Here is a 23023-nt window from a genome sequence, read left to right as displayed (position 1 = left end):
CACCGTTAAGACTAAGGCAAGTTGTTTCATTACTGGTGCGTGCTAATTTGAGCTTGGCATGTAACTATAAAATAAATGCTCCTCTTCAATCTGGATAATGGATTCTTGAGTGTCGTCCTGCATTTGAGCCTGGATCTCCGTCCGGTAATTTTTAGGGGAAGAGCCTTTTACCTTTTTGAACATTTTGGAGAAGAGCAGTGGATCATTATAGCCTACGGATCGGGAAATATCAGCGATCGAAAGTTCCGCATTCCCCATCATTTCACAGGCTTTGTTAATTCTATAATGAATTAAGTAGTTTTGAATGCTGACCGACATTCGCTCCTTAAATAATGAGCACAAATAGCTTCGGTTAAGTCCGATATATTGGGCAATGTCCTCAATAGTAATGCTCTGAGGATAATTCATTTCGATAAAATCTTTTACCTGTTCAACGTAGATTTCTGCCCGGGTCTCTTTAACTTCAGGGGATGCCACCGGGCCGTACTCCACCAGCTGCGATAACAATAAATATAGTAACCCTGTCAGCCTGGTTTCCCGGGCTTTATGGAATACTCTTGATTCGTTCATCAACTGTAAGTACTGGTAAATCATATCATCTCTATCATAGTGAATGATTGGAGATGCTTTGGTTAGCCCGGCTTGCTTGAGGAGCAGCTCCGCCGAGGTTCCGTTAAAGCCAACCCAGCAATAAGTCCAGGGATCCGCTGTATCGGCTTGATAATAAGTAATAATATCCGGAAAAATTAAGAACCCCTGTCCCTTCTTTAAGGAATACCTCTTTCCCTCGACTTCAAAAATCCCTTGTCCGCTTAATACATAATGGAGTAGATAATGACTTCTCACCGCTGGCCCAAAAAAGTGACCCGGTATACATTCCTCAATACCGAATTGAGTAGTATGCAATTCTGTGTGTTGTTTACTACGTGGCAAATACTCGAGCACAGTAAGCCTCCTGGGTATAATAATCTAGCATTATTATATATTTAGTGAGTACCAAGCCATGTACTAGACGGCTTATTTTATATATCATTTCTATAGAACTGACTGCTATATTATATAAGCTTATCAAGTATTAAGCCATGTATTAATAGTTGGAAGCAATAAACTCTTAATAGCATGAACTAGAAAGAAGGGGATTTTCAATGGGCATATTCGTACAAGAGCAGGAAGGGCTGTTTCATCTGCAGTCGTCCGGCATGAGTTATATTTTTCAGATCGTTAACGGGTATCCAGTACATGTCTATTGGGGAAGCAGGCTGATACACCGGGAATCTATGACTGAACTGATGCTTCATACCCCGGTAAATGCCGGATTAGACCGGCTGCCGCAAGAATACCCGCAATATGGGAGCGGAGATTTCCGGAATCCGGTATACCAGGTTGAACTTGAGGATGGAACACGCATCACAGAGCTTAAATATATGGGGTACAAGCAAATAAAAGGCAAACCGTCCTTAACCGGACTGCCGGCTGTTTATACAGAGGATGAGACTGAAGCGGATACATTGGAAGTGGAACTAAAGGATGCTTATTCGGGTCTAATAGTTGTGCTGAGTTACTGTATCTACGCAGACCGTAACGTCATTGTCCGCTCGGCCCGTCTATCCAATAAGGGAGACAAGAAGTTACGGCTTCGCCGTGCCTTGAGTGCCAGTGTCGATTTTCCGGGTAACCGCGATTTTGAGATCACTTATCTTTCAGGTGCATGGGCTCGGGAAGGTAATATCACCCGCAAAGGTCTTCATCAAGGGGAGACCCGAATCGATAGTAAAAGGGGCATGAGCAGCCACCAAATGAATCCATTTGCTGCGCTAGTCACTTCGGAAACGAACGAATACCAGGGGGAGGCTTTTGGTTTTAGCCTTGTCTATAGTGGTGGCTTTGAAGCAGTGGCGGAAGTGGATTCGTTCGGCTCTACCCGTTTTAGCATCGGTATAAATTCCTTTGACTTTACTTGGCTGTTAAGTCCCGGGGAGAGTTTCCAGACTCCGGAGACTGTTATGGTATACTCCGGACAAGGATTGGGAGAAATGTCACGGACGTATCACCGGTTGTACCGGACCCGCTTGTGCCGGGGGAGATACCGGGACGAAGAACGTCCGATATTGGTCAATAACTGGGAAGCTACCTATTTTGACTTCAATGCTGAGAAGCTGATATCAATAGCAGAAGAAGGCGCTAAGCTGGGGATCGAGCTTTTTGTGCTGGATGACGGCTGGTTCGGAAAACGGGATTCTGACAATTCGTCGCTTGGCGATTGGTACGAGGATCGTCGGAAGCTGCCAGGCGGTCTTGCCGATGTGGCGGAGCGCATCAACCAGTTGGGCCTTGAATTTGGGCTATGGGTTGAGCCAGAGATGATCTCGCCGGACAGCGAGCTGTACCGCAAACACCCGGACTGGTGCCTTCATGTTCCAGAGCGCAGACGCAGTGAAGCCAGATGGCAACTCGTTTTGGATTACACCCGCCAAGATGTACGTGATTATATTTATGACTCACTTTCCGCTATTTTCTCAAGTGTGCCTGTCGCTTATGTGAAATGGGATATGAATCGGTGTCTGACGGAAATTGGCTCGGCTGGCCTGCCGCCGGAACGTCAATCCGAGACTGCTCATCGTTATGTTCTAGGGTTATACGAGCTGTTAGAGCGTATTACTGCCTCATTTCCGCATATTCTGTTCGAAAGCTGCTCCAGTGGGGGCGGGAGGTTTGATCCTGGGATGTTATACTACATGCCGCAAACCTGGACCAGTGACAATACCGATGCGGTAGAACGGCTAAAGATTCAATATGGTACCAGCCTTGTGTATCCCGTAAGTGCAATTGGAGCGCATGTATCCGCTGTGCCGAATCATCAGGTTGGGAGAATAACCCCTCTTGATTTTCGGGGTGATGTCGCAATGTCTGGAAACTTTGGTTATGAGCTTGATTTGACGAAATTCACTGAAGAGGACAAAGTGACGGTCAAGCGCCAAATCGTAACCTATAAGGAGATACGCGGATTGGTACAGAGTGGGGACTTGTACCGTCTAAAGAGCCCGTTCGAAGGCAACGAGTCAGCTTGGATGTTTGTTTCCGGCAATAAAGAAGAAGCACTGGTTTACTACTTTCAGGTGATGGCCGTGCCAAACGCGCCTCAGAGATTTTTGCGTCTTGCCGGCCTTCATCCGGAATTGGAATATGAGATTCGTCCGGGGCACAGTGATGAACAGTACAACTATGGCGGAGACAGGCTGATGCAGATTGGACTACCGATTGTTTATGAACAAAAGGATTATGAAAGCGGATGGTTCAGAGTTAGGGCATTAAAGCCAACTATTGCTTGATTTATAGGATTAGCCAATCGCAGAAGAAATATCTTCAACCAATCAATACCCCTTTCTGTATGAATAGGGGTATTTGGTATGTAGCGGTTAACATTGGCCTGGGAGGGTTAACCATGTATTTTATCCGCATGATGAATGATATGAGAATGAAGAAAAAACTAGCGTTTACCTTTATTTCAGCGGCTATACTTCCTTTGCTGTTATCCGGACTTTATTTAACCGGAAAGCTCAGGGAGATCGTAATTAATAATGCCTTTATGCAAGTATCGGATAATGTAGATCGCGTTCGCAAGCGTACGGAGGAACTGATTAAGGTACCGCTGGACATTTCCTACCGTCTATCCGTGGATAACCGGATGAAGAAGGTAGCCTCGCGGGAGTATGCCAATTACGGTGAAGTTATTCAGGCTTACCGTGAATATACGGATATTCGCGATTATATCCAGTTGTACAAGGAGATATCCGGCATCCGGGTATATGTCGAAAACCCGACTGCACTGAATAACTGGGAATTTATACAGCCGGGCAAAAGCATTATGGACCAAACATGGTATAAGGAAGCCATCGATCAGAAGGGACTGGCCGGTTGGAATCTCATTAAGAATGAACAGAGTGATACAGAATCTATCAGTCTCATTCGCTCTTTCCCCGTGGATGCCATAGGTAAAAAGGGAGTATTGGTCATTAATGTGGATCAGCAGCAATTAAGCTCGATTCTGGATCAGGAATCATTTACTACCTTGATTGTGGATAGCCGAAACCGGATTGTCGGATCTAATGAAGCGGAACTGACCGGGATGAATCTGTCGGACATCAAGGTTGATGAACAGATCCTTTTAAATCAGGAGGGAAGCTATAACACGGTCGTTAAAGGGAAAGACTCCAAGGTGGTTATAGCGGATCTGAATCCGCCGAACAGCTGGAACGGGCTGCGCGTGATCTCTATCATTACCGTTGCCGGGATTACCCGTGAAGCCGATCAGGTTATTCTGCTGGGTGCAGTTGTGATCATGGTCAGCCTGTTGTTTGCTGTCCTGCTTATCTATGCTTCTGCTACACTGTTGTCCCGGAGAATGCTTCGTTTAAGCAAGCATATGGCCAAAGTGGGTTCGGGATCTTGGGAAACGTATATCCATATTGACGGTAAAGATGAAGTCGGCCTGTTGTCCAAGCAATTCAATACGCTTCTTAGAAGCGTGCATGATCTGGTCCAGGAAGTTCAGGAAACAAATGCCCAGAAGAATCTTATCGAGCAGAGACAAAGCGAGATCAAGTTCAAAATGCTGGCCAGTCAGATTCATCCGCATTTTCTCTTTAACTCCCTGGAATCCATACGGATGGAAGCCCATATCCGCAGGCAGGACGATATCGCGGAGGCTGTTTGGCTGCTGAGTACCCTGCTGCGGAGCAGCCTGGAGGCTGGGAGCGGCAATATTCCCCTTCGGGAAGAAATCGAGCGCGTACGCTGTTATCTCGATATGCAGAAGTTCCGGTATGAAGACCGCTTGGAATATCACCTAACGGTTGATCCGGTCCTGCAGGAGCTGCCGGTTCCTCCGTTAATTATTCAGCCCCTGGTAGAGAATTCTATTCTACATGGCTTGGATAACCGTGAAGAAGGAGCTGTCATTACTGTTGAAGTGAAGAAAATACCGGACGGAGCTTTAATTAAAGTATTTGATAACGGTGCTGGCTTCCCGCCAGAACGGCTGGCCGGGATTCGGGCGGAGCTTGCAGAAGACGTTCATGAACAAGAGAGTGAGCGGATTGGTATGCGAAATGTAAACGACCGGCTCGTTCTGATGTATGGGGAATCCAGTGCTTTAAGTATCGAAAGTCAACCGGAAACCGGCACCACGATTACATTCTTTATTCCTGGAGGCGTAGATAATGATTAAGGTTGTTATTGTGGACGATGAACCGAAGCTGAGACAGGGACTCCAGACACTGATTGCATGGGAAAACCTTGGTTTCACTATCGCCGCCACCGCAGGCAATGGCAGAGATGCATTGAAGATCATCGAGGATGAAGAGCCTGAACTATTAATCGCAGACATTCGGATGCCCGTTATGGACGGCCTTCAGCTTATTCAGCACTTGCGGTCGGCGGATCATCAGATGCAGTGCATCATTCTTAGCGGATATGCCGACTTCGAATATGCCAAACAAGCGATCAAGTACGGTGTAGCGGGATATCTCGTTAAACCAGTCAATATCGCAGAAATGACAGCTACGCTCAAGCTCGTACGCGGGCAGATCGAGAAAGAACGTTTGCGGAGGGACTGGAATAGGACGCAGGTGAATAACCCGGAGCTGTGTCTGCAAAAGCTGCTCAACCCGGAGAAGAATGAAGATCCGGCCACGCTGCGAAGCATGATCAGACAAACGGGTTTATTATGGAGCCACTACGAGATCGTAGTCATATCTCCCCGTGTATCTGAAGCCGACCGTTCGGAATCCTTAAGCCAGCTGTCTGCAGGACTGAAGCAAGGGATGGAGGAGCGGAATATGGGGATCGTGACTGAAAGCTCCCCGTATATTATTCTCCTGCTCAACGCGCCCTTACACGGAAGGCAGCGGCGTGATCAGCTATACGATGAGATCCGGTGCATCGCTGGCGATACCCGGTTTATTGCTGCGACCGGAGGAACTGTTACTGAACCCGAGCATATTTACAACGCTTATGTGAATGCAAGGCAAGCGGTTAAACAAGCCTTTTTTAGCTTTAATGACCGGCTTCTGGAGCCAGGCCTTATTCTGTTGTCTTCTCCCGAGTATCCCTGTCTGAGCGGTGAAGCTGATGAAAAGGTGCTGGATAATTTAATATTCCGCTTGTATTACAGCTTGGATGCAGGTAATAAATCCATGGTGATGCTGCTTCTCAAGGAGGCTGCTGCTTTATTTTACAGACAGGAACAAGAGGAGAAGTCGGTCAGGCAATCCTTCTTCTTCCTGACAAACGCGATTATTCATAGGCTCGCAGCCTCCTCCCGGATAGAACCCAAAGAAATGGAGTCCGTTTCACGCTTCTTAAACGGGATTTATCAGTATGATTATCTACTGGATCTTCTGGAAGAGACCCATCATTTCCTGTTGGAGTTTATGGAGGACTCCGGGCCGAAAGGCAAAGAACAGGAGATTAAGCAAATGATCGACTTTATTCAAAGACATTATGCAGAAGACTTAAGGCTATCAACACTGGCGGGCCTGCTGAACTACAGCACACCGTATCTGGGGCAATTGTTCAGGAGTAAGACCGGAGAGTACTTTAATACCTACCTGGACAAAGTCCGGATCCAAAAAGCCAAAGAGCTGCTGGCCCAGGGAATGAAAGTCTATGAAGTGGCTGAGCTGATCGGATACGCGAGCGTGAATTACTTTTTCAGCAAATTCAAAAAATACGAGGGCCGTTCTCCGTCCGAATATAAAAATCCATAGTTTGTGTATGATTTTTCCCGAAATCCGTAGTATGGGATACACCTCTCCTCTGAATTATGATGATAAACAAGAGAGGGGAGGAACTATGAAAACGATAACACTAGGAACGGAAAACGCATACAAAAAAAGAAGGAAGAGTGCGTGGAAGCAACTGAAGAATCAGAAATACCTGTATTACATGTCTATACCCTTTGTGCTGTGGGTCTTTGTCTTTCAGTATTTACCCTTATGGGGCTGGACAATGGCCTTCCAGAAATATAAGCCGGGAATCGGTTTTTTTGATCAAAAGTGGGTAGGCTTTGAGCACTTCCGAACATTGTTCCGGGATGAGCACTTCTATCAAGTGCTGCGAAATACGCTGGCAATGAGCTTTATGGGACTGATCGCCGGGTTCATCGTACCGGTCATCTTTGCCCTGCTTCTTAATGAAGTACGTGTGCAGAGTATGAAACGGTTCGTGCAGACTGTATCCTATCTTCCGCATTTTGTCTCTTGGGTCGTGGCTGCAGGGATTGTCAGTAAGATGCTCTCTACGGATGGCGGAGTAATCAATGATATCCTCCTTGGCCTGAATATTGTGGATCAGCCGGTTCAATTCATGGCACAAGGCCACCTGTTCTGGGGGATTGTCACCGGCGCGGATATTTGGAAGGAAACAGGCTGGAATGCGATTATTTATCTCGCTGCCATATCCGGCATTGGCCCCGAATTATATGAAGCTGCAAGGGTAGACGGTGCGAGCCGTCTTAGACAAATGTGGCATATTACGCTGCCGGGGATCCGGCCGACGATTATAGTCCTGCTGATTATGTCCATCGGACATTTGCTCGGAACGGGATTTGAGAAACAGTTTTTGCTGGGGAATCACCTGGTCATCGATTACTCTGAAGTGCTTGATTTATATGCGCTTAATTATGGTCTGGCCATGGGAAGGTACTCCTTCGGAACAGCAATCAACATCTTCAATTCTGTGATTAGCCTGATGCTGTTATTTGCGGCCAACGGAGTATTCAAGCGCTTTACGAATGAAAGCATTATGTAGGGAGGAAGGGTGACATGGGGGTTGTCAACAGCAATACGCAGGTCGGCAGGTTAAAACAAAGCCGTCAGGCGAAATCAGCACATGACCGGTTTCTTGAAATCATTGTTTATGTATCCATGATTGTTGTAACTGTTCTGACGATTTATCCGTTCTTAAACGTGCTGGCCATCTCACTTAACGATTCGGTGGATACGGTCCGGGGAGGTATCACCGTTTGGCCGAGACAGTTTACGCTGGAGAATTTCAGTCTGATTTTTACTTATGGAAGTCTGATTACCGGTTTTAAAATATCAGTTTTGCGGACGGTTATTGGTACAATAGCAGGCCTAATCAGCGGCTCAATGCTGGCCTTTACGCTGGCGAGGAGCGATTTTCAGGCAAGAAGATTTGTCTCCATGTTTCTTGCTGTCACGATGTATGTCTCAGGCGGGCTGATTCCGGGATTTATTCTGATGAGAGATCTTCACATGATTGATACTTTCGCTGTTTATATTCTGCCTGGTCTTGTAAGCGCGTTTAATGTCTTCGTCATCCGCTCGTTCATCGACGGTTTGCCGTTTGCATTGCAGGAATCCGCTAAGCTGGACGGGGCTAACGATTTCACGATATATTGGCGCGTTATTCTGCCGCTGTGCAAGCCGGCATTGGCGACCGTGGCCCTGTTTCTTGCGGTAGGCCAGTGGAACTCATGGTTCGATACGTATCTGTTTAACGGCAGTAATGAGTCCTTGACCACGCTGCAATATGAATTGATGAAAATTCTACAGAGTACGACTACAAGTGCAACTAATTCCCAAGACACTGCTAACATGGCTGAGCGGATGTCACAGGTCTCACCGGAGTCGGTGAAAATGGCGATTACTATTGTGGTTACAGTTCCGATTTTGATTGTGTATCCGTTTTTACAAAAATACTTTGTCAAAGGTATGACGCTCGGTGCGGTAAAGAGTTAGTACCTCTCAGCTGTGGTGTGTCCAGGCTAAGGCCTGTCTCATACGAAGTATGATCGAATTCATAAAATTAGGGGGTTGCTTCATGAAGCCGGAAAAAAAGAAGTTTGTTGTCTCTTCCTTGGTGGCGCTGACTATAGCGTCGACACTTGCGGGATGCAGCGGGAATAATGGCTCTACTGCCGGAGAGGGCAGCAACGCGGAAGATTCTTCGTCCGGGACAGATATAAAGCCAATCACGCTAACCTATTTTTCGGAGGACGGCAGCACGAATTGGAATAACATGAAGGATGAAGTCGGCAAGATTATTACGGAGAAGACGGGTGTAACCCTGGATGCAGAGTTTGCTGTCGGTGATCCGGTACAGAAGATCTCACTGATTGCCGCAACAGGCAACTATCCTGATCTGTTAGCTGCAAAGGCAGATGTCGGCAAGCTTGTAGACGCCGGTGCGGTCATCGATCTGACAGATTTAATCGACAAGTATGCTCCGAATATCAAAAAAATGTTAGGAGATAAGCTTGTACGGACCAAGTACAGCCTGGATGATGAGGCGATTTATGCCATACCAACCTGGTCAGCAGTGGATGAGAAGAAAATGAAAGCCGACGGCGGATTTGAACTCCAGCATCGTGTAGTTAAAGAGGCCGGTTATCCGGAAATAAAAACAGTGAAGGATTACGAAAAGGTTATTCAGGATTACATCGATAAACACCCGACGGACGAGAACGGAAATAAAAATATCGGGCTCTCACTAAACGGGGACGATTGGCATATGTATCAGGTTACCAACTCGGGATTCCAGACAACCGGGGGACCGGACGACGGCGAATATTACATCGATCAGGCAACGCATCAGGCAACTTATCATTTCCGCCGTCCGGAGGAAAAGGAATATTTCCGCTGGTTGAATCATATGAACGACATCGGTCTGCTGGATCCGGAAAGCTTCGTGCAGAAAACCGACCAGTTTAAAGCTAAAGTGGCTTCGGGCCGTGTTCTCGGGCTGGCGGATCCGGAATGGGATTACGGAGATGCACAGAATGCATTAAAGGCGGCAGGTAAGTTTGGTCAGACTTATGGTCATTATCCGGTTACCTTGAGTAAAGAGTACAAGGATACCAGCTTCTGGCCGGCCGGCTTCGACGGAGGGTATGGGATCTCGATTTCCAGCAAGTGTAAGGACCCGGTACGTGCCATTCAGTTCCTTGACTTTTTGGCCTCGGAAGAGGGTCAAATTCTCAATAACTGGGGAATCGAAGGGAAGCATTATACGATGGAAAACGGTAAACGTGAGGTTATTCCGGCAGTGCAGCAACGTATGGATAATGATAACGCCGCTTTCCAAAAAGAATCGGGTGTCGGACTTTACTGGAATATGATGGTTCATTACGGGGACGGGATTAAAGATTCAACCGGAAACTATTTCACCCGGAGTTTTCCGGAACAGCTGACGGCGAGCTATAGTGAAGCGGAAAAGGAAGTACTGAAGGCATACGGTGTGGATCATTGGAAGGAACTCTTCCCGTCAGAAGAGGAATTCGAGCCAAGAGCGTATGGTGCGGCTTATACGATGTCACTTGCCAGCGACGATCCTGCTGTGATTCTTGGAGCCAAAATGAAGGATATTACCTGGAAACGAATTCCGGAAGCAGTGATGGCTAAGCCGGAGCAATTCGACAAGATCTGGGACGCCTACATGGAAGATCTGGATAAGGCCGGAGTGAAAGAGATGGAAGAAGCCTATACCAAGCATGTCCAGGACCGTATTAAATTGTGGTCTTCAAAGTAATCTAGTTGCTCATCCGGGCCCGTTTCCAACGTCTGTGCGAGGGAAACGGGCCCATTGCTATGATGAGTGATAGAGATAGACTGTTCCGCCAGCGGCAACGGCTAAATTTATTGCCATATATGTAAGCGCTTTAATGTGTGGTGGAATCCTATTGCTATCAAAGATATTCAAGGAGGTACGTTAATGAGGCTGGAGATTAAGAGATTACTATTAGGCTTATTATGTTTTAGTTTGGTCTTCTCTTTACTGGTATATTCAGGTGCGAATCGTTCGGAGGCCGCAGCTTCCGCTGCAGAGTCGGACAGCCAACCAGGCGTTATCAAACTTACTTATGCAGATGCAGTATTAGATGGCTATGGCATCGAGAAGCGCGGAAATGTCTTTGAAGATCAGGATCGGCTTTATAATGGCGAAGGGTACCTCTCATTCTTTTTCGCTGAAAATGCGTCCTCTACGGAGCAGGCCGGAAGTGCAACCTTTACTGTAGAGGTTACAGAGGCTGGATTGTACAAAATGAGTATAGGCTACTATATTCCTGAAGGCTATGGCGGGAAAGCGACGAGCATTCAAATTAATGGGGTTGGCACTGGTGAGTTAACACTGGATGCACCTGCAGCAGGTATGGTTAGGGCTGAAAAAATGGTTAGCAAAGTGATGTTAAATGCCGGTAAGAATACCATCAAGGTCAACCGGGGCTGGGGGTATTATGGCCTTGAATATCTGAAGCTGGAAGCGGCCAGGGCATCTCAGGCAGGGGGCATGCTGGAAGCGGAGGAAGGTGTGATGAGCGGCGGCGTTTCAATAGAAACCCAAGGTGAAGGGTATTCCGGCCAAGGTTATGCGGCATTCCAGCAATCAGGTTCACTTACCTTTACTTACAAGGCACCCTCGGCAGGAATGTATAACCTTCTAATAGGCTACAGTGCTCCAAACGGTGAGAAGAAAACCAGTATGATTGTGAACGGGCAAACTTCGGAAATTTCTCTGCCGGAGCAGACAGGTTTCAGCGAAATTTCTGCCGGAAAAGCATTGCTGAAGGAAGGCGATAACACGATCGAGTTCTCAGCGAACTGGGGCTGGTATAATATTGATTATGTCAAATTGACGGCTGCCGATAAAGCGGAAGGCAATGCCGTGACGGGCAAACTAATTAACCCGGAAGCGACCTCTGAAGCCAAGGCGCTGATGAATTATTTGGCAAGCCAGTATAGCCATAAAATCATATCGGGTCAGCAAACATTGGAGGATGCCGAATGGATCGGACAGCAGACCGGCAGATTTCCGGCGATAATGTCCACGGATTTAATGGATTACTCCACTTCCCGTGTCGACAATGGCGCCACTTCAACTGAGGTCGAAAAAATGATTGATTGGTACAAACGCGGCGGTATTGTAGCTCTGTGCTGGCATTGGAATGCCCCCAAGGGGATTGGTGGGAATGAGCCCGGCAATGAATGGTGGAGGGGCTTCTACACTGAGCATACAACCTTTGATGTGGAATATGCGCTCGATCACCCGGATTCTGAGGACTACAGCCTGCTTATCAGGGACATTGATAATATCGCACTCCAGCTGAAACGTCTGCAGGATGCAGGTGTTCCCGTGTTATGGCGGCCACTGCATGAGGCAGAGGGCGGATGGTTCTGGTGGGGAGCAAAGGGACCGGAGCCGGCGAAGCGGTTATGGAAGCTGATGGTTGACCGGCTAACCCATTATCACCATCTGAACAATCTGATCTGGGTATGGAATTCCGAGAAACCGGAATGGTATCCGGGAGACGATGTCGTGGATATTGCCAGTGTGGATACGTATAACCCGGCAGGTGATTACAACCCCAGCATTGCAAAGTATGAGGGACTAAGCTCTTTGGTGAATAATAAGAAGCTAATCGGATTGGCGGAAAACGGGCCGATACCCGATCCGGATATGCTGCAGGCTTATGGTGCGTACTGGAGCTTCTTCAGCACTTGGACAGGCGATTTCATCAAGGATGGCACTACAAACGCTGCTGAACACTTGAAGAAAGTATATCAGAGCGACTATGTTGTCACACTCGACGAACTTCCGGCTAACCTGTATACCTTTACGGAATTTTCCGATCTCAGCGGCCATTGGGCTAAGGAGGATATTGAATTATTAGCGGATAAATTGCTGGTCAAGGGTGATGGCGGCCGGCAGTTCGCCCCCGGCCGTTTAACGACACGTGCTGAATTTACAGTGATTATTACCAGAGCACTGGGTCTAAACGCTTCAAGTACACCCGTCCAATTTACAGATGTTCCGGAAACAAAGTGGTATGCGGAGCCGATTAGAACCGCTGCTCAAGCTGGTTTGATTACAGGTTATTCGGACGGTACCTTCCAGCCGGACACACAGATTACGCGTGAGCAAATGGCAGTGCTGATCGTTCGCGCTGCGGCACTTGCTGGTCAGAAACCGGCAGCGGTAAAGAATGTTCTGAATCAGTTCGCGGACGCTTCATCTATTAGTACCTGGGCAATGGACAGTGTCAATGTAGCGGTTGCTTCAGGACTTATGAAGGGATTAACCCGCGACCATTTTGCGGCAAAGGATTCAGGAGATCGCGCACAGGCTGCAGTCATGATTAAACGTCTGATAGCATATGTGAACTAAATAATTAAATGCGGTTGATGATGTGAAGACCATCTTGCAATATTTAAGCGAATGTCCGGGAGCTGGATTAAAGGTTCTATACTTAAAATACATTATTGATGCCTCCCGGGCATTGGCGGCAGGAACAGATTAGTATATGTTGCTGCTGGCTAACAAGGATCACATGGCAGCTTGTTTAAGCCTTTCTGGTAGATGCGGATTCCCGTACCTATGGCGTCCCTTCCACGAATCCGAAGGGGAAAGTTCTGGTGAGAATTATAGTATTGAAACGTTTCCAAATTAACTGTTGAAACGTTTCCACTTTGGTGATATTATAATTTCCATAAGAGAGTTCGGGGGTGTTCAATGACAAGCATTAAAGATGTAGCCAACTTAGCTGGTGTTGCTGTAGGAACCGTGTCCAGAGTCATTAACAACTCTGGCGCTGTGAAACCTAATACACGCAGAAAAGTAGAGGAAGCGATACAAGAACTGAATTATTTCCCTAATGAAGTCGCTCGAAACTTTAAGATGCAGAAATCCAAGATGGTTGCTTTGTTGCTTCCAAGTATCTGGAATCCGTTCTTTTCTGAATTGGCTTATTACATTGAGGATGAATTGGATCGGGAAGGCTTTAAGCTTATGCTGTGTAACAGCGGCGGAAAGCCCGAGAAGGAATTGTATTATCTGGATATGCTGCGGCAAAATAAAGTGGCTGGTATTGTGGGCATAACTTACAACGATATCGAGAATAATATTAGCAACGACATTCCGATTGTAAGTATCGACAGACACTTCAACAAGAAAATCACTTGCGTCACTTCGGATAATTACGAGGGAGGACGATTAGCTTTAAGGGAACTGGTGAATGCAGGGTCGCGGAAACCAGCTTTTATTGGAAGTGTTACTTCTGTTTTCAGTGAAACCATGAACCGGAAAAAAGGATTCATTCATGAGGCACAAGCCTTGGGAGTCGATTATGTGATCTATGAGAAACCGGACCCCATTGTGGACGACAATGCCTATTTTAATGAGTTCTTAGATAAGCATTCTGATGTGGATGGTATTTTCGCTATTACTGATATGTTAGCCGCCAACTATATAGAAAGAGCACGCAGGCAGGGTATATGTGTTCCTGAAGATGTAAAGGTCATCGGTTACGACGGGATTCAGGATAATCCTTATTTTCATCCTATACTATCAACGATCAGACAGCCAGTGGAAGAAATGGCACGCATGACAATCAGATTACTCTTTAGCAAGATCGAAAATATTACCTTGGATCAGCAAGTGTATCGTATCCCCGTTATATTCAAGAAAGGTGAAACTACCTGATCTTCTTGGATCGGAAAAACATCAGCTCATCGATTTGGATGTACGATCTGAAGTTTTTCTTTTCTAAATTGGAAACGTTTCAATACTATTTTGGAAACGTTTCAAATGAATGATTACTTTTACATGAAAGGGAGTTTAAGGGTGAATTCAAGAACCAGCGGGACGGATCATTCTTTGATCAAACCAAATCGTAATCGATGGAGTCGAGTTAAACGCGACTATGAACTGTATCTGTTTTTGCTGCCGATCATTATTCTTTATCTCGTATTTAAGTATTATCCAATGTACGGTGTGCAGATTGCGTTTAAGGACTTTTCACCAAGCCAGGGGATCTGGGGGAGTGAATGGGTAGGATTCCAGCACTTTGTAGATTTTTTTAATTCCTATAACTTCTGGACGATCATCACGAACACGCTTACACTCAGTTTTCTGTCACTTTTGTTTGGCTTCCCGGCTCCTATCATCATCGCAATTATGCTGAACCAAATGCTGGGCAAGTCCTACAAAAAATTTGTGCAGACCGTGATCTATGCACCGCACTTTATCTCTACCGTTGTACTCGTCGGTATGCTCAATGTGTTTTTGTCTCCAAACAGCGGAATCGTGAATCACGTCATCACCTTGTTCGGAGGAGATCCCATTCTGTTTCTGGCTGATGCAGGTTGGTTCCGTCCTCTGTATATATTGTCAGGGATTTGGCAGGAGACAGGCTTTGCCACCATTATCTACCTTGCTGCTCTTGCGGGGGTCAATCCCGAACTGCATGAAGCTGCAATTATGGATGGAGCGAGTAAATGGAAACGTGTATGGTTTGTGGACATTCCAAGCATCTTGCCTACGATCGTTATCCTGCTGATTCTGGCACTCGGCAACATTATGAGCATCGGCTTTGAAAAAGCGTTCCTTATGCAGAGTGATTTAAATTATGCCACCTCCAATATTATTCCAACTTATGTGTATGAAATGGGGATTCAGAAGGCTCAGTACAGCTTTTCTACGGCAGTTGGCCTGTTTAATTCATTTATTAATATTATCCTGATTTTTACCGTAAACCGGATCGCCAAAAAGATGACAGAGACCAGTCTTTGGTAAGGAGGAGTTCATATTGAATCAATTATTGAAGAGAAAGAGCAGAGGAGACGCATGGTTTGACATCATCAACTATCTTTTGTTGACCGTAATTATGCTGCTCGTATTATTTCCGTTGTACTTTGTACTGATTGCATCATTCAGTGATCCTAATTATATCTACTCAGGTGAAGTTTGGTTGTTTCCTAAGGGCTTCACGCTGGATGGGTATGAGCGGATTTTCAGTGATTCGTCCATATGGATAGGTTATGCCAATTCAATTTTATATGCGACTCTGGGAACGTTAATTGGAGTTGCGGTGACAGTATTTGCGGCCTACCCGTTAGCTCGTAAAGATCTGGCAGGGAAATCTGTAATTATGTGGTTTCTGCTGATTACTATGTTTTTTAGTGGGGGGCTGATTCCAACCTATTTGCTGATTAAGGATCTTCATATGCTGAATACGATCTGGTCACTTGTGATTCCCGGAGCAGGCGGTGTATTCAATGTAATTATCGTGAGGACCTTTTTTCAGTCGTCCATACCGGATGAAATGTGGGAAGCGGCATCTATAGATGGATGTTCCAATACAAGATTCTTTTGGAGCATCGTCCTGCCTTTATCCAAGTCCATCCTGGCTGTAATGGTGCTGTATCATGTTGTTGGCTTCTGGAATGGTTTCTTCGACGCTCTGATCTATCTGAATGATGAAAGTAAATATCCGCTGCAACTGGTGCTTCGCAACATTCTTGTTCAGAATCAGGTCAACTCTGGCATGATGCTTGATGTAGAATCCTATGCAGCGAAGATGCGCGTTACCGAACTGATCAAATACGGTGTCATCATGGTATCCAGTCTGCCGCTGCTCATATTGTATCCTTTCCTTCAGAAGTACTTTGTTAAAGGCGTGATGATTGGCTCAATCAAGGGTTGATTTTGACATGGTGCTTGAAGGGGGGGATGTACAGCAGCATTCAGACAAATGCAAAGAAAGAGCAATGTGTAATTATCTTGCGGGATGAACTCAAGGGAGGTTATTTACAATGAAATCTTTATTCAAAGGTGCGGGGATTCTAGTGCTGGCCGGAGCATTTGCGTTAAGTGGATGTTCAGGAAACGGTAACGGCTCAAAGAATCAGGCTAAAAGTCCGGATCAAGAAGCGAATTTCAACAAAACCGGTCTTCCGATTGTTAAAGAAGTAGTGTCGTTAAGAATGGTATCTCCGAAGGCTGCATTGGCACCGGAATATTCGGAAATGGAAATTTTCAAACGACTAGAAGCGCAAACAAACGTTAAGATCAACTGGGAGAACATCCCAGACACTGATTATACAGAAAAGAAAAACTTGTTACTCGCTAGTGGAGATTTGCCGGATGCTTTTTACGGAGCTGGATTTACCGATTACGAGCTAATTAATTATGGCAAAGACGGAACCATTATTCCTCTGGAAGATTTAATTAATCAATATGCGCCTAACTTGAAAGCGCTTCTCGACCGCCGGCCTGACATCAAATCATCAATTACAGCGCCAGATGGGCACATCTACGGACTGCCGTCATGGGAAGAGAACAACCTCGGAACCAATCCCTTCTTTCACGTTATCAATAAAGCCTGGTTAGATAAGCTGGGGCTGAAAGTACCGCAAACACTGGATGAATACACGGAAGCTCTACTTGCCTTTAAAACAAAGGATCCGAACGGCAATGGTAAGCAGGATGAAATCCCATTAAGCTTTATGCACATGCAGTGGTGTATGGATATTGCCGGGATCTTCGGGGCATTCGGACTTCCGGATAATCTGGAGCACCGTGTCGTCCGCGACGGGAAAGTTATTTTTACCGCAACTCAGCCTGAATATAAGGAAGCTCTTAATTATTTTCATGAAAAATGGTATAAACAGGGCTTGATTGATCCGGAATCCTTCACCCAGGATGCAGCACAGTATCTGGCAAAAGGTAAAACAACGGATGAGACGCTTGGATCTTATATCTGGTGGGAAATTGAAGAGGTTGTCGGAACCGAACGCAGTAAGGATTATGTTCTGCTGTCTCCGCTGAAGGGACCGAAGGGTGATCAAATCATTGGACGTGCTAATGGCGGTGGTCCGGGCCGCGGGGCTTTTGTGATTACAAAAGAAAACAGCAATCCGGAAATCACCATGCGTTGGATCGATCAGCAGTACGAACCGTACATGGCTGCCCAAATCCACTGGGGCCCGCTGGATGTTGTATTCAAGAAAGACGAAAACGGAAAATTGGTGAATCTGCCGCTTCCTGAGGGAGCCTCTGCAGGTGAATTCCGTCAAAAAGTTGCACCAGGCGCAGGTGGACCAGGCGTTATTACCATCCAGGATCTGGGGAAAGTTGTAGATCTGGAGCCACGGGCCCAGCAGCGTGCTAAAGATCTAGAGAAATATTATGATCCTTACATGGAAAAGGAAAATTATCCAAGTATTTTCTTTGAGCCGGAGGAATTGGACAAAATCAATAAGATTGAGCCGGAACTGATTAAATATGTAAATACTCAAAGAGGTAGATTTATTGTTGATGGCGGTGCAGATGAGGGGTGGAACAACTATCTGAAGACTCTGGATAAGATGGGTCTGAACGAATTGATGAAGATCTATCAGACCGGACTGGATCGCTATAACGCAAATCTAAAAAAATAAATAGATGATAGGTGGGGAGAAGCTGTGCTTGATGTTATCGCTATCGGAGAAGTCTTAATAGACTTTACTCCAGCAGGTCGTACAGCAGGGGGGAACGAGCAATTTGAATGTAATCCAGGAGGGGCTCCGGCTAACGTGGCCGCTGCGCTATCCCGGTTAGGAGCCAAATCTGCACTCATTAGCAAGGTCGGGGAGGATCAATTCGGTTCCTTGCTGCACAATACCCTGCTAGACAGCGGTGTGGATGTGTCAGAAGTTTCTTTTACAAATGAAGCGAGTACAACGCTGGCCTTTGTCCATCTGGATGATACAGGAGACCGGTCATTCAGTTTCTTCAGAAAGCCAGGAGCAGATACCTTCTTACACTCGAAGGATGTCCCGCTTGACCGGATTGAAAGCTGCAGGGCTCTACATTTTGGCTCATTGTCCATGACCCATGAACCTGCCCGTACGGCAACAAAGACGGCAGTGCTTAAGGCTAAGGAAACAGGAATTTTGCTCTCATTCGATCCTAATCTCCGGTTTGCGTTATGGGACAGCAAGGAGGAAGCCAGACAGAATGTTATTTGGGGCATGAATTATGCCGATATCCTGAAAATATCGGAAGACGAGCTTTCCTTTGTAACCGGTACCAGCGATGTTGAACAAGGTTCACTAGAAATCCAGCAACAATTTGGTATTACACTAATCGTCGTCACTTTGGCGGAAAAAGGCTGCTATTACCGTTTAGCTGGTCAGGATGGATATGTGCCGGGTTTTCAAGTCAAGACCATTGACACGACAGGGGCCGGCGATGCTTTTCTGGGCTGCCTGTTGTACAAAATTCTAGAAGCCGGAAGTGCGTTGCATGATCTGACCAACCAACAGATCCTAAGCATGCTGACATTTGCCAACGCAGGCGGAGCGTTAGTTACCACTCGAAAGGGGGCTCTTGGGTCCATGCCGACGACAGAGGAGATTAACCGGATGATAGAGTCCACTAAAAAGTATAATGATGAGCGCTTCAGACCGGGGTTTCATTTCTCACCACCCTCCAACTGGGCGAATGATCCCAACGGATTAGTCTATTATGAGGGAAGCTATCATCTCTTTTATCAATATCATCCTTATAGCAATAAATGGGGTCCGATGCACTGGGGCCATGCCATAAGTGAAGATCTGGTTCACTGGCAGCATGAGCCTATTGCCTTATTCCCGGATGAACATGGAGCTATTTTCTCCGGTTGCTGTGTAGTGGACTGGAATAATAGCAGCGGCTTGTTCGAAGATTCTCATGGATTGATAGCGATCTTTACCCATGCGGATACAAGTCCAGTCACTGGCCAGCCGCGCCAGCGGCAGAGCTTAGCCTACAGCAGCGATAAAGGTCAAACCTGGAAAAAATATGCGGGCAATCCTGTACTTGCTGAGGAGGATATAGTGGACTTCCGGGACCCAAAGGTGTTCTGGCATCCGCAAAGTAAACGGTGGGTTATGGTACTTGTTGCGGGAGACCGTGCCAAATTTTATGGATCTGAAAATCTGCGTGAATGGTCGCTGACCGGAGAATTCGGCAAGGAGGAAGGCTCGCATGACGGCGTCTGGGAATGCCCCGATCTGTTTGAATTGCCGATAGATGACACCGGCCTTTCCAAGTGGGTACTCCTCATAAGCATCGGAGATCATCCAAGCTGTCCCGAAGGATCACGTACGCAATATTTTATCGGGGAGTTCGACGGAAATACGTTCATTAATGACAATCCGGCCGATCATATCCTGTGGCTGGATTATGGTAGAGACAATTATGCGGGAGTTACCTGGTCGGATATCCCTGAGCAAGACGGACGCCGTGTGATTATCGGGTGGATGAGCAACTGGAAATATGCCAACGAGACACCTACCGGTTCCTGGAGAGGTGCCATGACTCTGCCTCGCGTCTTGTCATTGACGAAGCAAAGCGGGAATGTGTCTTTGTCCCAAATGCCTGTCCGGGAAATAGAGCAGCTACGCAAAGAATCAATGGGCTGGAAGGGAATCACAGTTACTTCAGCGTCCTCTTTTATACAGAAAATGAATGAAGATCTGCTGGAAATAGAAGCGGATATCGATATCAGTTCCGGTGCAGAGGTTCATATTAGGCTGAAGTCTTCTGGGCGGAGTGAGATTGTTATCGGATATGATCCAGTTCAGCAATGGCTATTCATCGACCGCTCGAACTCAGGTGTGACTGATTTCCATCCTGCATTCGCAAACAAGCACGGTGCCAGACGGGTATCTAAGAATGGGAAGATCAAGCTGCAGATCTGGCTGGACCGCAATGCGGTTGAAGTGTATGCAGATCATGGCCTGGTTACATTGACGGATCAGATTTTCCCTGATGCTCCAATTGAAAAGGTTGAAGTAAGCACGCAATCAGGGCAAGCGGTATTGGATTCGCTTCAGATCCATATTCTTAAATCCATCCAAATTCCGGAGGGTGTCTCAGAATAGAACTAAGGGAGGAATGATGCATGAGCCGCATAAACGGTGATCAAGGATTGGTGATGCACTGGGCCTTTGATGAAGGTACCGGAGCAAGTACTCTGGAGAGCGTATCTGAGGTCCGGGATGACATTCAGTACGTATTTAATCAAGCAGAGTTTACTGAACAGTCCGGTCCGCAGTGGAGACCCGGAGTAGCGGGAAACGGACTCCTGTTCGACGGTTACTCTACTTCTATTGTCCATTCTGTCAATGAAGAAGATACACAACATGATCAGGAATCCACGTCAGCATTAAGTATCGGAGTATGGGTAGCGCCGCGCTTCTATGATTGGGGATATGAAGGTAAGTTGACTGCCATTGTGAACCGCCACCATATGGAGCGCAAGCAAGGTTATCTGCTAGGCATGTTCCGGCACGGGTCTTGGTCCTTCCAGGTTGGGCTGGAAGGAGGAGACTGGAGGGAACTCTGGTCACCAGACGGCCATGAATTGCCCAAGAACGAATGGTCATACGTGAATGCTGTATTTGATGGAACCCTTGGCACAATCAAACTGTATCTGAACGGCAGTGAAGTCGCTTCGACGGATTTGCCGAGCGGTTCCCGTCTTGCTGAAGCATTTGGCACGGATCTGCTCATCGGCAAGAATAATCACAGCAGCCTGCTGGCTGGAGTCTTCAGCCTTCAGATGTTCAGCGGGATCATCGATGAGCTTAAGATTTATAACCGGGCCTTAAGTGCAGAGGAAGTGGCCGCTTCCTATCAGCATGTGCTGGACTCTGCACATGGAGGCGTCCATCCGCACGTGCAATATGACGAGATCAAGCTGGACCGCACACCTCTGCTGACGGATCGGCACAGACCGCAGTACCATGTCAGCCCGCCTGCACATTGGATGAACGAACCTCATGCGCCGATCTATTTTGACGGGCAATATCATTTGTTCTATCAGCATAATCCATTGGGGCCGTTCTTTTATCATATCCATTGGGGACATTGGGTAAGTAAAGATCTGGTAGATTGGCGTGATCTTCCTGTAGCCCTGGCACCCGCTAAGGATCAGCTGGCACCGGACGGTATCTGGTCGGGGAGCGCGACTTATGATGCAGACGGCTTGCCTGTCTTGTTCTTTACGGCGGGAAATGACAGTGCTTCACCGAATCAGAGTGTTGCGCTTGCGCGGAGTACTTATGCTCAGGATGGAGACCCGGATCTGGTTCATTGGGTGAAACATCCTGAGCCGCTCATTGTACAGAAGCAGGGAATAGGCGCATTCGGAGATTTCCGTGATCCTTTTGTCTGGAAGGATGATGACGGCTGGTTTGCACTGGTCGGATCGGGGATCGAAGGCGAAGGTGGAGCAGCGCTTGGGTTTGCCTCACAGGATATGCTGAATTGGACGTACAAAGGACCATTTTATCAAGCAGATATTCAGAAGTACCCTTATCTTGGGCCTATCTGGGAACTTCCTGTGCTTCTTCCTCTGGGAACCGACAAACAGGGTCGACATAAACATCTTCTATTGGTCAGTCCCGTGGGAAAGGGAGCCGATGTCGAGGTATTCTATTGGATTGGACAGCTTGATACACACAATCTTTCATTTCTTCCAGATCAAGAAGAGCCGGAACTGATCGACGTCGGAGATTTCCATTTCACCGGACCGAGCGGCATGGTTGATCCGAAGACCGGCAGAAAGATCATATTTACCATAGCTCAAGGCGACCGGACGTCCCAGCTTGAATATCAATCGGGCTGGGCCCATAATGGCGGCTTGCCGTTAAGTGTCTTTTTGAGGGAAGACGGACGGCTGGGAATCGAGCCTATTCAGGAGCTCCAGTCTCTGCGCGGTACTCAACGTCTATCGATTCGTGACAATTCCTTGGCTGAGGCTAATCTGTCGCTAAAAGATGTTCGAGGTGACATGCTTGAGATTCAAGTGGAACTGGAGCCCCGCCATACTACACAACTAGGAATCAAAGTCCGGTGTACACCGGATGGAGATGAAGAAACGCTGCTGTATTATGATTTTAACGAAGCTAAGCTCTGGGTAGACCGGACAAAAACGACACGGCATCCGGGTGAAAAGTGCAGTGGGGTTCAAGGCGGTAAGCTGGAGCTGCTGGGGGAAAATTTGAAGCTTCACATCTATTTGGACCGCTCCATGGTCGAAGCCTATGCCAACGGTTTGAAAAGTCTGACGACCCGGGTATATCCGAGCCGTAAGGATGCCTTGGGGCTGGAGATCTGGGGAGATGGAGAACCGCTTATTAAATCTATGGAAATATGGAATATGCAGTCCATTTGGTAGCAGAAGCGCTATGGCGCT

General features: G+C 46.9%; 14 protein-coding genes. 13 read left to right on the top strand and 1 reads right to left on the bottom strand.

Annotation, left to right across the window (positions count from 1 at the left end):
• Positions 1 to 42 precede the first annotated feature (42 nt).
• Positions 43 to 945: an AraC family transcriptional regulator gene (locus A3848_RS14265; protein WP_083609648.1), complete on the bottom strand. Its 903-nt coding sequence runs from the start codon at positions 943 to 945 to the stop codon at positions 43 to 45.
• Positions 946 to 1145: 200 nt separating this feature from the next.
• On the opposite strand from A3848_RS14265, the gene A3848_RS14260 reads away from it, so the two are divergent.
• From A3848_RS14260 to A3848_RS14200, 13 genes are all read left to right on the top strand, one after another.
• On the top strand, positions 1146 to 3329 hold the full coding sequence (locus A3848_RS14260; RefSeq protein ID WP_074085598.1) for an alpha-galactosidase: 2184 nt from the start codon (positions 1146 to 1148) through the stop codon (positions 3327 to 3329).
• Between the two features lie 113 nt (positions 3330 to 3442).
• Positions 3443 to 5227 carry a sensor histidine kinase gene (locus A3848_RS14255; RefSeq protein ID WP_074085597.1) on the top strand — a complete coding sequence of 595 codons (1785 nt, stop codon included), beginning with the start codon at positions 3443 to 3445 and terminating at the stop codon, positions 5225 to 5227.
• On the top strand, positions 5220 to 6767 hold the full coding sequence (locus A3848_RS14250) for a response regulator transcription factor (RefSeq protein WP_074085596.1): 1548 nt from the start codon (positions 5220 to 5222) through the stop codon (positions 6765 to 6767). Before A3848_RS14255 ends, A3848_RS14250 begins: the two co-directional genes overlap by 8 nt.
• Positions 6768 to 6852: 85 nt before the next feature.
• Positions 6853 to 7809 carry an ABC transporter permease gene (locus A3848_RS14245; protein WP_074085595.1) on the top strand — a complete coding sequence of 319 codons (957 nt, stop codon included), beginning with the start codon at positions 6853 to 6855 and terminating at the stop codon, positions 7807 to 7809.
• A gap of 14 nt (positions 7810 to 7823) precedes the next feature.
• A complete protein-coding gene (locus tag A3848_RS14240; RefSeq protein WP_074085594.1) occupies positions 7824 to 8762 on the top strand; it encodes a carbohydrate ABC transporter permease in 939 nt (312 codons plus the stop codon).
• Between the two features lie 82 nt (positions 8763 to 8844).
• Positions 8845 to 10551, top strand: a complete 1707-nt coding sequence (locus tag A3848_RS14235) for an ABC transporter substrate-binding protein (RefSeq protein ID WP_074085593.1) — start codon at positions 8845 to 8847, stop codon at positions 10549 to 10551.
• Positions 10552 to 10734: 183 nt separating this feature from the next.
• Positions 10735 to 13185, top strand: coding sequence for a glycosyl hydrolase (locus tag A3848_RS14230; RefSeq protein WP_074085592.1), 2451 nt, complete (start codon positions 10735 to 10737; stop codon positions 13183 to 13185).
• Between the two features lie 345 nt (positions 13186 to 13530).
• Positions 13531 to 14499, top strand: a complete 969-nt coding sequence (locus A3848_RS14225) for a LacI family DNA-binding transcriptional regulator (RefSeq protein WP_074085591.1) — start codon at positions 13531 to 13533, stop codon at positions 14497 to 14499.
• 141 nt (positions 14500 to 14640) lie between these two features.
• Positions 14641 to 15591 carry an ABC transporter permease gene (locus tag A3848_RS14220; RefSeq protein ID WP_371916009.1) on the top strand — a complete coding sequence of 317 codons (951 nt, stop codon included), beginning with the start codon at positions 14641 to 14643 and terminating at the stop codon, positions 15589 to 15591.
• A 13-nt stretch (positions 15592 to 15604) separates the two neighbouring features.
• Positions 15605 to 16501 (top strand): carbohydrate ABC transporter permease, encoded by an 897-nt coding sequence (locus A3848_RS14215; protein WP_074085590.1) that lies wholly within the window; start codon positions 15605 to 15607, stop codon positions 16499 to 16501.
• A gap of 109 nt (positions 16502 to 16610) precedes the next feature.
• Positions 16611 to 18236 carry an ABC transporter substrate-binding protein gene (locus tag A3848_RS14210; RefSeq protein ID WP_074085589.1) on the top strand — a complete coding sequence of 542 codons (1626 nt, stop codon included), beginning with the start codon at positions 16611 to 16613 and terminating at the stop codon, positions 18234 to 18236.
• Positions 18237 to 18260: 24 nt separating this feature from the next.
• On the top strand, positions 18261 to 20705 hold the full coding sequence (locus tag A3848_RS14205) for a PfkB family carbohydrate kinase (protein ID WP_074085588.1): 2445 nt from the start codon (positions 18261 to 18263) through the stop codon (positions 20703 to 20705).
• A 20-nt stretch (positions 20706 to 20725) separates the two neighbouring features.
• Positions 20726 to 23005, top strand: a complete 2280-nt coding sequence (locus A3848_RS14200) for a GH32 C-terminal domain-containing protein (protein ID WP_074085587.1) — start codon at positions 20726 to 20728, stop codon at positions 23003 to 23005.
• Positions 23006 to 23023: the final 18 nt, after the last annotated feature.

It is taken from the genome of Paenibacillus sp. P32E, assembly GCF_001909085.1.
GTDB classification, from domain to species: Bacteria; Bacillota; Bacilli; order Paenibacillales; family Paenibacillaceae; genus Paenibacillus_AQ; species Paenibacillus_AQ helianthi.
This window is presented reverse-complemented; position numbering and strand designations above follow the sequence as displayed.